Annotated in this window: 15 protein-coding genes; 8 read left to right on the top strand and 7 right to left on the bottom strand. The window is 57.7% G+C overall.

Features of this window, described 5'->3' with window-relative positions:
- The 3 genes from OJ965_RS04530 to OJ965_RS04520 all read left to right on the top strand — a co-directional run bounded on the left by OJ965_RS04530 (position 1) and on the right by OJ965_RS04520 (position 2171).
- On the top strand, positions 1-1017 hold the full coding sequence (locus OJ965_RS04530; RefSeq protein ID WP_009087639.1) for a hydrolase: 1017 nt from the start codon (positions 1-3) through the stop codon (positions 1015-1017).
- 4 nt (positions 1018-1021) lie between these two features.
- Positions 1022-1240 carry a YheU family protein gene (locus OJ965_RS04525; RefSeq protein ID WP_009087640.1) on the top strand — a complete coding sequence of 73 codons (219 nt, stop codon included), beginning with the start codon at positions 1022-1024 and terminating at the stop codon, positions 1238-1240.
- A gap of 61 nt (positions 1241-1301) precedes the next feature.
- A complete protein-coding gene (locus OJ965_RS04520; RefSeq protein ID WP_009087643.1) occupies positions 1302-2171 on the top strand; it encodes a phosphoribulokinase in 870 nt (289 codons plus the stop codon).
- 589 nt (positions 2172-2760) lie between these two features.
- Here the strand turns inward: OJ965_RS04520 and OJ965_RS04515 are convergent.
- A complete protein-coding gene (locus OJ965_RS04515; RefSeq protein ID WP_265138020.1) occupies positions 2761-3165 on the bottom strand; it encodes an OsmC family protein in 405 nt (134 codons plus the stop codon).
- 303 nt (positions 3166-3468) lie between these two features.
- On the opposite strand from OJ965_RS04515, the gene crp reads away from it, so the two are divergent.
- Positions 3469-4101, top strand: a complete 633-nt coding sequence (gene crp / locus OJ965_RS04510; protein ID WP_003852956.1) for a cAMP-activated global transcriptional regulator CRP — start codon at positions 3469-3471, stop codon at positions 4099-4101.
- Positions 4102-4158: 57 nt separating this feature from the next.
- A complete protein-coding gene (locus OJ965_RS04505; protein ID WP_009087646.1) occupies positions 4159-6246 on the top strand; it encodes a YccS/YhfK family putative transporter in 2088 nt (695 codons plus the stop codon).
- Here the strand turns inward: OJ965_RS04505 and argD are convergent.
- The 5 genes from argD to ppiA all read right to left on the bottom strand — a co-directional run bounded on the left by argD (position 6236) and on the right by ppiA (position 9580).
- The gene (gene argD / locus OJ965_RS04500) at positions 6236-7456 is read right to left on the bottom strand and encodes a bifunctional acetylornithine/succinyldiaminopimelate transaminase (protein ID WP_009087648.1); all 1221 of its coding nucleotides are present in this window, start codon (positions 7454-7456) and stop codon (positions 6236-6238) included. The two genes, OJ965_RS04505 and argD, sit on opposite strands and share 11 nt — an antisense overlap.
- Before the next feature lie 81 nt (positions 7457-7537).
- Positions 7538-8113 (bottom strand): aminodeoxychorismate/anthranilate synthase component II, encoded by a 576-nt coding sequence (locus OJ965_RS04495; protein WP_009087650.1) that lies wholly within the window; start codon positions 8111-8113, stop codon positions 7538-7540.
- Positions 8114-8154: 41 nt separating this feature from the next.
- On the bottom strand, positions 8155-8748 hold the full coding sequence (locus OJ965_RS04490) for a putative adenosine monophosphate-protein transferase Fic (RefSeq protein ID WP_009087652.1): 594 nt from the start codon (positions 8746-8748) through the stop codon (positions 8155-8157).
- Positions 8738-8908 (bottom strand): YhfG family protein, encoded by a 171-nt coding sequence (locus tag OJ965_RS04485; RefSeq protein ID WP_009087653.1) that lies wholly within the window; start codon positions 8906-8908, stop codon positions 8738-8740. The genes OJ965_RS04490 and OJ965_RS04485 overlap by 11 nt, the downstream gene beginning before the upstream one ends.
- A gap of 99 nt (positions 8909-9007) precedes the next feature.
- Positions 9008-9580: a peptidylprolyl isomerase A gene (gene ppiA / locus OJ965_RS04480; protein WP_111207891.1), complete on the bottom strand. Its 573-nt coding sequence runs from the start codon at positions 9578-9580 to the stop codon at positions 9008-9010.
- 263 nt (positions 9581-9843) lie between these two features.
- Between ppiA and tsgA the strand changes: the two genes are divergently transcribed.
- Complete coding sequence (tsgA, locus tag OJ965_RS04475; RefSeq protein ID WP_265137999.1) at positions 9844-11022, top strand: MFS transporter TsgA; 1179 nt, start codon at positions 9844-9846, stop codon at positions 11020-11022.
- Positions 11023-11057: 35 nt separating this feature from the next.
- Here tsgA and OJ965_RS04470 read toward each other — a convergent pair whose 3' ends face one another.
- On the bottom strand, positions 11058-12335 hold the full coding sequence (locus tag OJ965_RS04470; protein WP_276558946.1) for a cytosine deaminase: 1278 nt from the start codon (positions 12333-12335) through the stop codon (positions 11058-11060).
- Positions 12336-12550: 215 nt separating this feature from the next.
- Between OJ965_RS04470 and nirB the strand changes: the two genes are divergently transcribed.
- Entirely contained in the window at positions 12551-15091 is a 2541-nt protein-coding gene (nirB, locus tag OJ965_RS04465) for a nitrite reductase large subunit NirB (protein WP_265137997.1), read from the top strand.
- Positions 15088-15414 (top strand): nitrite reductase small subunit NirD, encoded by a 327-nt coding sequence (nirD, locus tag OJ965_RS04460; RefSeq protein WP_111207888.1) that lies wholly within the window; start codon positions 15088-15090, stop codon positions 15412-15414. Before nirB ends, nirD begins: the two co-directional genes overlap by 4 nt.
- Positions 15415-15445 lie beyond the last annotated feature (31 nt).

The raw sequence follows: 15445 nt of genomic DNA, 5'->3' as shown, positions 1-15445 counted from the left end.
ATGGAACAGACAAGCTTTTACCCCATGAAATTTACCGGACCCGGAAATGAGCGCTTTATCCCGCCGGGCTCACTGCGTAATGCGCATCTGCAGACCGTGCTGCCGCGCCTGTTGCGGCGCCATGTCACTCTCCAGCCCCACTGGCAGCGTCTCGATCTGCCGGATGGCGATTTTGTCGACCTCGCCTGGAGCGAAGATCCGCACACGGCGCAGCATAAACCGCGTGTGGTGCTGTTTCACGGTCTGGAGGGGAGTTTTCACAGCCCCTATATCCATGGCCTGATGGCCATCTGCCGTGCGCGCGGCTGGCTGGCGGTGGTGATGCATTTTCGCGGCTGCAGCGGCGAGCCTAACCGGCTGAACCGGATCTATCACTCCGGCGAAACTGACGATGCCCGCTTTTTCCTGCAGTGGCTGCACCACCGCTGGGGACGCGTGCCCACCGCCGCCGTAGGCTTCTCGCTGGGCGGCAATATGCTGGGCTGCCTGCTGGGTCAGCAGGGTGCAGACGCCGGGGTTGATGCGGGCGTGATCGTCTCCGCCCCGCTGCAGCTGGAACCCTGCAGCCTGAGACTGGAGCGCGGCTTTTCCCGCGTCTATCAGTACTATCTGCTGGCGCAACTGAAGAAAAATGCCCGCCGCAAGCTACACGCCTGGCCGGATACGCTGCCGGTCAACCTGGCGCAACTGAAAGCCCTGCGGCGACTGCGTGATTTTGATGACGCGATCACGGCCCGTGCCCACGGGTTTGCGGATGCGACCGACTACTATCAGCGTGCCAGCGCCATGCCGTGGCTGAAGCAGGTCGAAACACCGCTGCTGATCATCCATGCGAAAGACGATCCCTTTATGAGCGATGAGGTGATCCCGCACAGCAGCCAATTATCTGCCACTATTACTTATCAACTGAGCCCACACGGCGGCCATGTCGGCTTTGTCGGTGGGACGTTACGTCAGCCCGAAATGTGGCTGGAACAGCGCATCCCCCAGTGGATCGCCCCTATTCTGGATAACTGATCGCGTGATTATTCCCTGGCAACAGGTCTCCCCGGAGACCCTCGAAAACCTGATTGAAACGTTTGTGCTGCGCGAAGGCACCGACTATGGCGAACAGGAGCGCAGCCTGGTCGACAAGGTCGCGGATGTGCGTCGGCAGCTGGAGTCTGGCGAAGTGGTGCTGGTATGGTCGGAACTGCATGAGTCGGTCAATATTATGCCGCGCAAAGAATTTCGCGGCTGATGCACCGGCGGGCATTTCATGATAACAATGCTCATTGCCCGACCACACAGGGAGCTTTTCTATGTCTGCTCGTCATCCCATTATCGCGGTGACCGGTTCCAGCGGCGCAGGAACCACTACCACCAGCCTCGCGTTTCGCAAAATCTTCCAGCAGCTAAATCTGCATGCGGCGGAGCTGGAAGGCGACAGCTTTCACCGCTTTACCCGTCCTGAAATGGATATGGCGATTCGTAAAGCGCGCGATTTAGGACGTCACGTCAGCTATTTCGGCCCGGAGGCCAACGACTTTGGCCTGCTGGAACAGAGTTTCAAAGAGTATGGTCAAAGCGGACAGGGCCAGTCGCGTAAATATCTGCACACCTATGATGAGGCGGTGCCGTGGAATCAGGTGCCTGGCACCTTTACGCCGTGGCAGCCGCTGCCGCAGGACACCGATATTCTGTTCTATGAAGGCCTGCATGGCGGCGTGGTTACCGCGCAGCATAACGTCGCAGAACAGGTGGATCTGCTGGTGGGCGTGGTGCCGATTGTTAACCTTGAATGGATTCAGAAGCTGGTGCGGGATACCAGCGAGCGCGGCCACTCACGCGAAGCAGTGATGGATTCGGTGGTGCGGTCGATGGAGGATTACATCAACTTCATTACGCCTCAGTTCTCCCGCACCCATATTAACTTTCAGCGCGTCCCGACCGTGGATACTTCGAACCCGTTTGCCGCCCGCGCTATCCCGTCACTGGATGAGAGCTTTGTGGTAATCCACTTTCAGGGACTGGAGGATATCGACTTCCCCTATCTGCTGGCGATGCTGCAGGGGTCGTTTATCTCCCACATCAATACGCTGGTGGTGCCCGGCGGCAAAATGGGTCTGGCGATGGAGCTGATCATGGGCCCGCTGGTGAAGCGGCTGATGGAAGGTAAACGGATAGAGTAAGAGGTCAGCAAAAAACCCTCAGACAGCAGATGCCTTTTGCAAAAATGTAAAACCGGTTTTTCTGCGGATAAAGGCTTACTGCTGAGTAAGCTTCAGGGAGAATACGCCTTTCGTAAAGACGCAAAACCGCCATTCCTGGCCCGCTATGCTTTGCTACAGGCGTATGCTCCCTTCGCTTCATGTCCGGTAGCCGCATCCGGTTTCAGTAAGGCCGCTACAAACAAAACCTGCATACAAAGAATCTGACAGCAACACGAAAGCTCATCATGCAGGGAACCGGGTCAGAAGAGGAAAGCGTCCCGCCGCCCGGATAAAACGCCGGGAGCGTTTTTGAACAACGCAACGTGTTGGCCCGGCTACGGGCGCACCTCAGGGATGAGGTGCGTAATCGCGCGGGCCGAGCGGCCATGGATTGGCTCAAGCGACTTTCCGATCTGACCCGGTTTCCTGCGCAGGCACGGCCTGACAGCGAACCACCACAAATCGATCCGACCCGGTTTTCTGCGCAGGCACAGTCTCAAAGTGAATTCCCCCATCCAGGCACGGCCTCACACCGGACAGCCAGCAACTTTAAAAAAACCTGCGGCTATTACAGCTCAACCACCTCATAGCTGTGCGTCATCGTCACCCCTTTCCCCAGCATGATGACCACCGAACAATATTTTTCAGCAGAAAGATCCACCGCGCGTGAGACCGCTTTATCCTGGAGTGCTTTGCCACTCACGATAAAATGCAGGTTGATGTGCGTAAAGATTCGCGGCGCCTCTTCACGACGTTCTGAGGTCAGTTTTACTTCACAATCAGCCACATCGTTGCGGCCTTTTTGCAGAATTGATACCACGTCGATCGCGCTGCATCCGCCCGCCGCCATCAGCACCATCTCCATTGGGCTGGGCGCTTTATCCCCTGAATTGCCATCCATAAGGATCTGATGGCCGGAGGATGACTCACCAAGGAATGTCATCCCTTCTACCCATTTCACTCTTGCCTGCATGATTTTTGCTCCGGAATACGCTGTTTTGTCGCCAGAGTACGCTTTCGCCTGATAAACAGCAATCCAGAGAAATCCGCCCTTAGCTGAAGCGAGACAACAGAAGACAGTCGGCAAAAGCTGTGCTACAAACAGAGCTGAAAATATTTTTCGTCACCCGATGGCGAAGCCGGGAAGAATGATGCGCACTGCGCCTGATGCGGCCCGAATAATTTCCTGAAAAGGAAACGCTTGAAGCTTTCACCGCCTGACAGGGAAAACTGCCCCCTGTATTTTGGGCACGATTACAACAGAGGATAATAGCGAATGGTTCTCGGCAAACCGCAAACAGACCCTACACTCGAATGGTTCCTGTCCCATTGCCATATTCACAAGTATCCATCCAAAAGTACGCTGATTCACCAAGGTGAAAAAGCTGAAACGCTTTACTACATCGTGAAAGGTTCCGTCGCGGTTCTGATTAAAGATGAAGAAGGCAAAGAGATGATTCTTTCCTACCTCAATCAGGGGGATTTCATCGGCGAGCTTGGCCTGTTTGAAGAAGGTCAGGAGCGCAGCGCCTGGGTACGTGCAAAAAGCGCGTGCGAAGTGGCGGAGATCTCCTACAAGAAATTCCGCCAGCTGATTCAGGTGAACCCTGACATCCTGATGCGACTCTCGTCGCAGATGGCGCGTCGCCTGCAGGTGACGTCAGAAAAAGTGGGTAACCTCGCTTTCCTCGACGTGACCGGACGCATTGCACAGACGCTGCTTAACCTGGCGAAACAGCCAGATGCCATGACGCATCCCGACGGCATGCAAATTAAAATTACCCGTCAGGAAATTGGCCAGATTGTAGGTTGTTCACGCGAAACCGTGGGCCGTATTCTGAAGATGCTGGAAGATCAGAACCTGATCTCTGCACACGGCAAAACCATCGTCGTTTACGGCACCCGCTAATTCCTGTCATCCACGGCGTGATGTTCGCATCACGCCGTTATTGTTTGTGCTGAGCCGATGTGGCGTCGAATTATTTATCACCCTGAAGTGAACTATGCCCTGCGGCAAACGCTGGTGCTCTGCCTGCCGGTCGCGCTGGGCTGGCTGGCTGGCGACCTGCAAAAAGGTCTGCTGTTCTCGTTAGTCCCCGCCTGCTGCAACATTGCCGGTCTCGATACCCCGCATAAACGCTTCTTCAAACGTCTGATTGTGGGCGGCAGCCTGTTTGCGCTTGGCAGCTTCCTGATCCAGTGGCTTACCCTGCATGCGGTTCCGCTGCCGCTGATCCTGTTTGCGATGCCCCTGTTGCTGGGCGTCACCGGGGAGATCAGCCCGCTGCATGGCCGCCTGCTCTCCGGCACCCTCATCGCCGCTATTTTTACCCTGAGCCTGACGGGCCGCATGCCCATCTATGTGCCGCCGCTGCTCTATATCGGCGGCACCCTCTGGTATGGCGTGTTTAACTGGTTCTGGTTCTGGCTGTGGAAAGAGCAGCCGATGCGCGAAAGCCTGAGCCTGATCTACCGCGAGCTGGCGAACTACTGCGATGCCAAATATACCCTGCTGACGCAGCTGACCGATCCGGAGAAGGCCCTGCCGCCGCTGCTGGCTCGCCAGCAGAAAGTGGTCGATTTGATCAACACCTGTTATCAGCAGATGCATATGCTGTCGGCGAGCCGCGACAATAGCCATAAACGGCTGACGCGCGCCTTTCAGGTGGCGCTGGATCTGCAGGAGCACATCTCGGTCAGCCTGCACCGGCCGGAAGAGGTGCAGAAACTGGTTGAGCAGAGCCATGCTGAAGCGGTGATCCGCTGGAACGCCAAAACCATCTCAGCCCGGCTGCGGGTGCTGGCCGATACCATTCTCTACCACCAGTTAGCCGATCGTTTTGCGATGGATAAACAGCTTGGCGCGCTGGAGAAGATCGCCCGTCAGCATCCCGACAATCCGGTGGGCCACTTCTGCCTTTATCACTTCAACCGCATTGCGCGGGTGCTGCGCACCCAGAAGCCGCTTTACCAGCGCGATCTGATGGCTGACCGCCAGCGCCGTCTGCCGCTGCTCCCGGCACTGCGCAGCTACCTCTCATTTCGCTCCTCAGCGCTGCGCACTGCCGGTCGCTTTGCGGTCATGCTGATGCTGGGCAGCGCGCTGGCGCTCTTCTTCAACATCCCTAAGCCCTACTGGATTCTGATGACGATCATGTTCGTCAGCCAGAACGGCTACAGCGCCACCCGCGTCCGTATCCAGCACCGTGCGCTCGGCACCTTTGCCGGCCTGGTGGTCGCGGCGGCCACACTGCGTCTGGCGGTGCCGGAACCTGTCGTCCTGCTGGTGATGCTGGCGATTACCTTCATCAGCTATCGCTTTACCCGTCAGTTTTATGGCTGGTCGATGATTGGCTTTACGGTCACTGCGGTTTACTCGCTGCAGCTCCTCTCACTGAATGGCGCGCAGTTTCTGCTGCCGCGACTGATGGATACGCTGATGGGCTGCCTGATCGCCTTTGGCGGCATGATCTGGCTCTGGCCGCAGTGGCAGAGTGGCTTACTGCGGCAAAATGCCCATGACGCGCTGGAAACCTATCAGGATGCGCTGCGCCTCCTGCTGGGAGAGGAACAGGCACCCGGCAAGCTGGCTTATCAGCGCGTGCAGGTGAATCAGGCGCACAATGCGCTGTTTAACTCGCTGAATCAGGCGATGCAGGAGCCGGGTTTCAACGCCCAGTATCTGAAAGATATGCGGCTCTGGGTCACGCACAGCCAGTTTATCGTCGAGCACATCAATGCGATGACCATTCTGGCGCGTGAGCACACCATGCTGACCCCCTCGCTGGCGGAACGTTACCTGCAATCCTGTGAGATCGCGCTGCAACGCTGTCAGCAGCGGCTGGAATATGAGGGTGCCAGTTCGCAGGTTAATCTGCTGGATGAGCTAGGGAATATCAGTGAAGGACCGGTAACGGTGGTAGAGCAGCATGTGCGACGCATTCTCGATCATCTCAGCGTCATGCACACCATCTCCTCGCTGGCGTGGAGCCAGCGACCACAACATGGCCGCTGGCTGATCAGACACTTACGGAAAAAATCCGCTAGCCGTTGAGCACTTTGCCGACAGCCGTGGCAAAGCGGCTCATGCCCTCTTCGATGTCAGCAGGCTCGATGATCAGCGACGGGGCAAAACGCATCACGTCGGTGCCGGCGACCAGCACCATCACGCCTTCAGCGGCCGCGGCATTGAGGATATCGCGCGACCGTCCGGCATGCTGCGGTTTCAGCGCCGCGCCAATCAGCAGCCCCTTGCCGCGAATATCGCTGAACAGATCGTACTTCGCATCGATAGCCTGTAAGGCGTTCACAAAGTGCTGACGACGCGCCTCAACGCCTGACAGTACCTCTGGCGTATTGATGATATCGAGTGCGGTTTCGGCAATCGCACAGGCCAGCGGGTTGCCGCCGTAGGTAGTGCCATGCACGCCTGGCGCCATCGTCGAGGCGATCTCATTGGTGGTCAGCATGGCGCTGACCGGGAAACCGCCGCCCAGCGCTTTGGCTGAGGTCAGGATATCGGGCTGAACACCATAGTGCTCATAGGCGAACAGCTTGCCGCTGCGGCCCATACCGCTCTGCACTTCGTCCAGCACCAGCAGCGCCTGATGCTTATCGCACAGCTCACGCAGTCCCTGCATAAAGGCCTGCGTCGCGGGCATCACGCCGCCTTCGCCCTGAATCGGTTCCACCACGATGGCACAGGTGTGATCGTCGATAACCGCTTTTACCGCCTCCAGGTCATTGAACGGCACATGCACGATGTCCGCCGGTTTCGGGCCGAAGCCGTCTGAATATTTTGGCTGACCGCCAACCGTGACGGTAAACAGCGTCCGCCCGTGGAAGGCGTTATGAAAGGCGATGATCTTACTTTTGAAAGGGCTGTGACGTTTGCAGGCGTAGTAACGCGCCAGCTTAAAGGCGGCTTCGTTCGCTTCGGCACCGGAGTTAGCAAAGAAAACGCGCTCCGCAAAGGTGGACTGGATCAGCTTACTGGCCAGGCGCAGGGCCGGTTCGTTGGTGAAAACGTTGCTGGTATGCCACAGCGTTTCGCCCTGGCTTTTCAGCGCCTCCACCAGCGCCGGATGGCAGTGGCCCAGTGCGGTGACGGCGATCCCGCCGGAGAAATCGATATACTCTTTGCCCTGCTGATCCCATACACGACTGCCTTTGCCTTTTACCGGCACAAACTGCGCAGGTGCATAAACAGGCAAAATAACGTTATCGAACGTCTCCCGGGTAACCGCAATTTTTTCCGCCGCCATTGATGACCCCATTTGAATGATAGTTGTGCAACATTGAAATAATAATCACAAAATATGCATAAAAAATCACTCAAAGGCAACTTATTGCGTCAGGAAATTGCGCAGCAGCTGATGACCCTGCTCGCTGAGAATGCTCTCGGGATGAAACTGCACGCCTTCCAGCGCCAGCGTTTTATGGCGGAAACCCATGATCTCGTCGGGCTCACCGTCGCGCAGACTCCAGGCGGTGACCTCGAACGCATCGGGCAGCGTCTCGCGCTGCACGATCAGCGAATGGTAACGGGTAACCGTCAGGGGATTGTTGAGATTGCGGAACACGCCTTTGCCGGTGTGCTGAATGGCGGAGGTTTTGCCGTGCATCACCTGACGGGCGCGCACCACCTGCGCACCATACGCCTGCGCGATAGCCTGATGACCCAGACAAACGCCCAGCACCGGCAGCTGCCCGGCAAAGTGGCGGATGGCCGCCAGTGAGATCCCCGACTCCGAAGGCGTACAGGGGCCAGGGGAGATCACCAGATGGGTCAGCGGTAAGGCAGCCATCTGCTCCAGCGTGATGGCGTCATTGCGCACCACCTTAACCTGCGCATCCAGTTCGCAGAAATATTGATAAAGATTCCAGGTAAAGGAGTCGTAGTTGTCGATAAGCAGCAGCATGACTGATCCAGAATGATAAACCGCGCCGCTATTCTACGTGGTTAAGCCGCCTCACTCACCACTTTCGCAAAAACCGCCTCCAGCGGAGCCAGATCGCCCGCCACACCAGCCTGATTAGCCGCTTTCCAACTCTCCGCATCGGTCTCTTCCCACGTCAGCAGATACCCGGCATGCAGCGCCAGCTGTTCGAAGAAGATGCGCTGGGCCCGCCCGTTGCCATGGCGGAACGGATGCAGCATGTTGATTTCACAATAGTAGTGGGCGATACGCGGGATAAAGGCGTCACGCGGGAGGTCAGCCAGCCCCTTCTCCTCTTCCAGCGCGGCCATCAGGGCGTTGCCCTCTTTTTCGATATATTCGAAATGACAGAACGGCGTCTCATCGCGCCAGATATCGATGGTGCGCAGTTCACCGGCCCAGCTGTAGAGATCCTGGAACAGGGTGCGGTGAATCTGACGCAGCCAGGGCAAACCGGGGTTGCGGGGCCCCAGTTCCAGCGTGGCGAGACGCGCCGCACTGAAGCTCAGCTCCGCCTTACGCAACTGGGCGGCATCGTGGATTTCGGCCAGATTTTTCAGCACATTGTCGTGCTGCCACAGGTAGGGGTCCTGGCTGACGGCGCTGTTAGAGTCCATATTGCCTCCTCAGTGACGCCAGACGCGTTTCCGCATCGTCACTCTTCACGCTGATCTCATTCGGTGTGAAGCCCTCCAGCCGACAGCTGGCCTGATAGCTAGCGCTGCGCCGCTGTTGCCACAGTGTGACCTTCTGTTTTTCGGTGAGTTTGTTCGCCATGCCGCCTCCTGCTCAGGTTTTTGCCCTAAGTATAAGAGCAAATTCTGGCTTTGCCGGAGGCGGCGGGCGATCGCCATCCGCAGATGGCGACAAAAGGCGTTAAGGCAGGACTTTCGCGGAGAGGATAACGACCGGTTTAGACGGGACATTCTGGTAAGGGCCAACATCTTTGGTCGGCACCTGAGAAATTTTTTCAACCACATCCTGGCCTTTCACAATCTTACCGAAAACGGCGTAGCCAAAATCGCGCTGTCCATGGTCGAGGAAGGCGTTATCCGCCACATTGAGGAAGAACTGGCTGGTCGCGCTGTCTTTATCCGCAGTACGCGCCATCGAGATGGTGCCACGCAGATTGCGCAGGCCATTATCGGCTTCATTTTTGATCGGCGCGTTGGTCTGCTTCTGCTGCATATCGGTGGTGAAACCGCCGCCCTGCACCATAAAGCCCGGGATCACGCGGTGAAAAATGGTGTTGTTGTAAAAACCGCTGTTAACGTAATCAACGAAGTTTTTTACGGTAACCGGCGCTTTCTGGTTATTCAGTTCGAGTTCGATGTTACCGGCGGAGGTGGTAAGCAGAACGTGCGTGTCGCCTTTTGCGGCCAGCGCCTGGGCGGAAACAGATGAGAGCGCTAACAGGGTAATGGCCGCTGTTAAAGTACGTTTGAACATGAAAGGTTCCTTACCCTGGAGAGTGGGGATCGAAAAAAGTGATTAAGTGTAAAGAGCATGGAATACAAGAGCCAGCGTTTTACCTATATTTACGCTGCCTGCGCAAAAGCGAGACGCAAACGTTAACCCTCAGCAATTACGTGATTAAAATCACACAACACATGAAATTTGGATCTGTAGTTTCACTGCTTGTTTATTAAGATCACAGTTCCGTTTACACTTTCTGACACTTTTTGGCACCCGGTCCCTAACAGGTTCAGAACATGACAAACCGAAATCGTATTGGCCTTACCTGGATAAGCTTTTTCTCCTATGCGCTGACGGGCGCACTGGTAATCGTTACCGGCATGGTAATGGGCGATATCGCAAAAGATTTCCAGATCCCTGTCTCCAGCATGAGTAACACCTTCACCTTCCTCAACAGCGGCATTCTGGCTGCGGTCTTCCTGAATGCCTGGCTGATGGTGATTGTGCCACTGAAGCGCCAGCTGATTTTCGGCTTCGTTCTGATGGTCCTGGCGATCGTCGGATTAATGACCAGCCGCGATCTGACCATCTTCTCGCTCTGCATGTTTGTGCTGGGCGTGGTCAGCGGCATTACCATGTCGATCGGCACCTTCCTGATCACCCATCTGTATGAGGGTCGTCAGCGTGGTTCCCGCCTGCTCTTCACGGACTCCTTCTTCAGCATGGCGGGCACGCTGTTTCCGGTCCTAGCCGGGATCCTGCTGGCGCGTCAGCTGCCGTGGTACTGGGTCTACGTCTGCATCGGCTTCATCTACGTCGCAATCTTCATCATGACGCTGTGTGTGGAGTTCCCGGTGCTGCGCAAGCCTGAAAACAGCCCGACGGTGGAAAAAGAGAAATGGGGTGTGGGCGTGCTGCTGCTGTCAGTGGCGGCTCTCTGCTACATTCTCGGCCAGCTTGGCTTCATCTCCTGGGTGCCCGAATATGCCACCAAAGTCATGGGCATGAACATCAATGATGCCGGACAGCTGGTGGGCAGCTTCTGGACAGCCTATATGGTCGGCATGTGGGTCTTCAGCTTCCTGCTGCGCTTCTTCGACCTGCAGCGCATTCTGATGGTGCTGGCGGGTCTGGCCACGGTGCTGATGTACTGGTTCGTCAGCAGCAACGATGCCGGCATGCTGAAATGGATCATCATGATTCTTGGCTTCAGCTCCAGTGCGATCTACACCACCATCATCACGCTGGGTTCGCTGCAGACCAAAGTCGCCTCACCGAAGCTGGTCAACTTTATCCTGACCTGTGGCACCGTCGGCACCATGCTGACCTTCGTAGTGACGGCGCCTATCGTTGAGAAAAGCGGAGTGCACACGGCACTGGCGACCGCCAACGCGCTTTACGCGGTGGTGTTTGTCATGTGTGCGCTGCTCGGCTTTGTCAGCCGTCATCGTACGCACGGTCACATCACGCATTAATGCTTCAGGGCGGCGATTCATCGCCGCCCTGCTCGTTAACGCCGGAAATCTATGCGCTCCCGCTCCCGCCAGTAAATTTCACTTTCCGCCGGTTTTGTCTCCGCCACCACCACACCACGCCGCACCGAGTAGCGCACCGGAACCTGCCTTCTCACCGCATCAAAGCCACTCTCAGCCGGCAGAATGATCAGGCTCGCCTCGTTGCCGCTCTGAATGCCATAGCCTGCAAGCTGCATCGTCTTCGCGCTGTTATGCGTAATCAGATCCAGCCCCGCATCAATCTGCTCGTAGCCCATCAGCTGACAGACATGTAAGCCCATGTGCAACACCTGCAGCATGCTGGCAGTTCCGAGCGGATACCAGGGATCAAACACGTCGTCGTGACCGAAGCAGACGTTGATCTCCGCCTCCAGCATCTCTTTCACCCGCGTAATGCCGCGCCGCTTAGGATAGGTGTCGAAACGCCCCTGCAGATGAATATTGACCAGCGGGTTCGCGACAAAGTTAATGCCCGACAGCTTCAGCAGGCGGAACAGCCGCGAAGTGTAGGCACCGTTATAGGAGTGCATGGCGGTGGTGTGGCTGGCGGTCACGCGTGCGCCGTTGCCGTCGCGGTGGGCCAGCGCCGCCACGGTTTCCACAAAGCGCGACTGCTCATCATCGATCTCATCGCAGTGAACATCGATCAGCCGGTCGTAGCGGTTCGCCAGCGCAAAGGTCTTATGCAGCGACTCCACGCCATATTCGCGGGTAAATTCATAGTGCGGAATCGCCCCGACCACATCAGCACCCAGCCGCAGCGCCTCCTCCAGCAGCGCCTCCCCGTTGGGATAGGAGAGGATCCCCTCCTGCGGAAAGGCGACGATCTGCAGGGTTATCCAGGGGGCCACCTCAGCCTTCAGCTCCAGCATCGCTTTGAGCGCCGTCAGGGAGGGATCGGAGACGTCAACGTGGGTGCGAACAAACTGGATGCCGTTGGCGATTTGCCACTTCAGCGTCTGCATCGCCCGCTGTTTAACATCCTCGTGACTGAGCATCGCCTTGCGTTCCGCCCAGCGCTCTATGCCTTCAAACAGGGTGCCGGACTGATTCCACGCGGGCTGACCCGCGGTCTGGGTGGTATCCAGATGAATGTGTGGCTCAATAAAGGGCGCACAGGCCAGACCGCCCTCGCCGTCCAGTGACTGATCGGCCGGTGTCGCCTGCTGGGGCTGGGCCGAGAGGCGGACAATCCTGCCGTCGGCAATTTCGATCTGCCACAGACCTTCCCGCCAGGGTAAACGCACGTTGTTAATCCACTTGGGTGACCGCATTGCCAGCTCCTTATCCGGGTTTTGGTTAAAACTAGCACGAATCGTCGTCCCGGCCGCAATACCGGATTATCAGCGGGTTAGCTCTTCCGGATAAAATCAATTCAAATCAACCACCTAACTCTAAATAGGTATATGGCCGGGTGGTTGATGTACATCAATAAGCGCCAGAAAGGGCGCGCTATTGTAGCCGCAGAAATCGCAAATCTGAGGCAAAAATGAGCAAGCACAATGTCGTCGTTATCGGTAACGGCATGGTCGGCCACCGCTTCATAGAAGAGTTAATGGAGAAAGCGGAACCTGACCGGTTTTCGCTGACCGTCTTTTGTGAAGAACCGCGCGTCGCCTACGATCGTGTCCACCTCTCGGCTTACTTCTCCCACCACACCGCAGAAGAACTCTCGCTGGTGCGTAAAGGGTATTACGAGAAACATCAGGTCACGCTGCTGCTGGGCGAGCGCGCCATCGCCCTTAACCGTGATGAGAAACTGATCCACTCCAGCACCGGTCGCACGGTCCGCTACGACACGCTGATTTTTGCCACCGGCTCTTATCCCTGGGTCCCGCCGATTAAGGGAGCGGACGGCAGCGACTGCTTTGTCTACCGCACCCTTGAGGATCTTGATGCGATTGAGGCCTGCTCACGCCGCAGCTCACGTGGCGCGGTGATTGGCGGGGGTCTGCTGGGCCTGGAAGCGGCGGGTGCTCTGAAAAATCTGGGCATAGAAACCCACGTTATAGAATTTGCCCCCGTGCTGATGGCAGAACAGCTGGATCAGCAAGGCGGAGAGCAGCTCCGTCGCAGGATCGAAGAGATGGGTGTACGGGTCCACACCGGCAAAAATACCCAACAGATTGTGCATCATGCACAGGGCGGCAAAACGCTGCAGTTTGCCGATGGCAGCACGCTGGCGGTCGATTTTATCGTCTTCTCCACCGGTATCCGTCCGCAGGACGCGCTGGCGAAGCAGTGTGGCTTGACGCTGGGGCCGCGCGGCGGCATCGCGATTGATGACCAGTGTCGCACCAGCGACCCCGCTATCTACGCGATAGGTGAATGTGCCGCCTGGCAGAATCGGGCCTATGGCCTGGTGGCACCGGGGTACAAAATGGCCCAGGTTGCCAGCGACCATCTGCTGGGCCGCGACAATGCCTTTACCGGCGCGGACATGAGCGCGAAACTCAAGCTGCTCGGGGTCGATGTCGGCGGGATTGGTGATACGCGCGGCATCACGCCGGGTGCCCGCAGCGTGGTCTGGCTGGACGAAGGCAAATCGATCTATAAACGCCTGATTCTCAGTGAGGATCAGAAAACCCTGCTGGGGGCCGTGCTGGTGGGCGACACCCGCGACTATGGCAACCTGCTGCAGCTGGTGCTGAACGCGATTCCGCTGCCTGACCAGCCGGAAGCGCTGATTCTGCCCGCAGGCAGCGGCGAAAAACCGGCTATCGGCGTCGACTCTCTGCCGGAGAGCGCGCAAATCTGCTCCTGCTTCGACGTCACTAAAGGCGATATTGTGCAGGCGGTACAGGCGGGCTGCCACACCGTGGCTGCACTGAAAACCACCACCCGTGCAGGCACCGGCTGCGGCGGCTGTATTCCGCTGCTCACACAGGTGCTCAACAGTGAGCTCAGCCGCCAGGGGATTGCGGTCAGCGACCATCTTTGCGCCCATTTTGCGTATTCCCGTCAGGCGCTGTATCACCTGATTCAGGTGGAAGAGATCAAAACCTTTGATGAACTGCTGGCCCGCTATGGCCAGGGCTACGGCTGTGAAGTCTGCAAGCCCACGGTGGGTTCGCTGCTCGCCTCCTGCTGGAATGAGTATGTGCTCAAACCCCAGCACGCCCCGCTGCAGGACAGCAATGACCTCTGCCTGGGCAATATTCAGAAGGATGGCACCTACTCCGTGATCCCGCGCTCCCCCGGTGGGGAAATCACGCCGCAGGGACTGAAAGCGATAGGTGAGATCGCCGGACGCTACCAGCTCTACACCAAAATTACCGGCTCACAGCGCATCGGCCTTTTCGGGGCGCAGAAAGATGATCTGCCCGCCATCTGGTCACAGCTGATCGACGCCGGCTTCGAAACCGGCCAGGCCTACGCTAAGGCACTGCGAATGGCGAAAACCTGCGTCGGCAGCGCCTGGTGCCGCTATGGAGTCGGCGACAGTCTCGCTCTGGGCGTGACGCTGGAGAACCGTTACAAAGGCATCCGCACCCCGCATAAGATGAAATTTGGCGTCTCCGGCTGCACCCGCGAGTGCGCGGAAGCCCAGGGGAAAGATGTCGGCATCATTGCCACCGAAAAAGGCTGGAACCTTTACGTCTGCGGCAACGGCGGCATGAAGCCGCGGCATGGCGACCTGCTGGCCGCCGATCTGGATCAGGAGACCCTGATCGCCGCGCTTGACCGCTTCATGATGTTCTATATCCGTACTGCCGATCGTCTGCAGCGCACCTCGCTGTGGCTGGAGAGCATGGAGGGCGGCATCGACTATCTGCGTTCGGTGATCATGGATGACCGGCTCGGTCTCAACAGCCAGCTGGAGCAGCAGCTGGCTGCGCTGCGCGCCACTGTCCGCTGCGAATGGAAAGTGACGCTGGAAGAGGAACCGTCCCTGTCGCGCTTCGCCCACTTTATCAACTCGCCGCAGCGCGACCCTGGCATACAGCGGGTGGCCGAACGCGACCAGCACCGTCCGGCCCGCGCCAATGAGCGTATTGCCATCACCCTGACAGAGGAGACGAAATTATGAGCCAGTGGCATCCGGTGTGCGCGCTGACGCAGATCCTGCCCGCAACGGGCGTCTGTGCGCTGGTCAACGGCGAGCAGATCGCCATCTTCCGTCCACGCAATGATGAACAGCTCTATGCCATCAGCAATATCGACCCGTTCGCCGGGGCCAGTGTGCTGTCGCGCGGCATCATCGCGGAACATCAGGATGCGCTCTGGGTGGCCAGCCCGCTGAAAAAGCAGCGTTTTCGTCTCAGCGATGGTGTCTGTATGGAGGATGCCTCGCGCAACGTGGCCGCCTGGCCGGTGCGGGTCAATGCCGGACAGGTCGAAGTCTGCCTGTAACTCTCTTCACAGCCCGCTCCGGCGGGCTTTT

This window comes from Pantoea anthophila (assembly GCF_026104315.1).
GTDB lineage: Bacteria > Pseudomonadota > Gammaproteobacteria > Enterobacterales > Enterobacteriaceae > Pantoea > Pantoea anthophila.
This window is presented reverse-complemented; position numbering and strand designations above follow the sequence as displayed.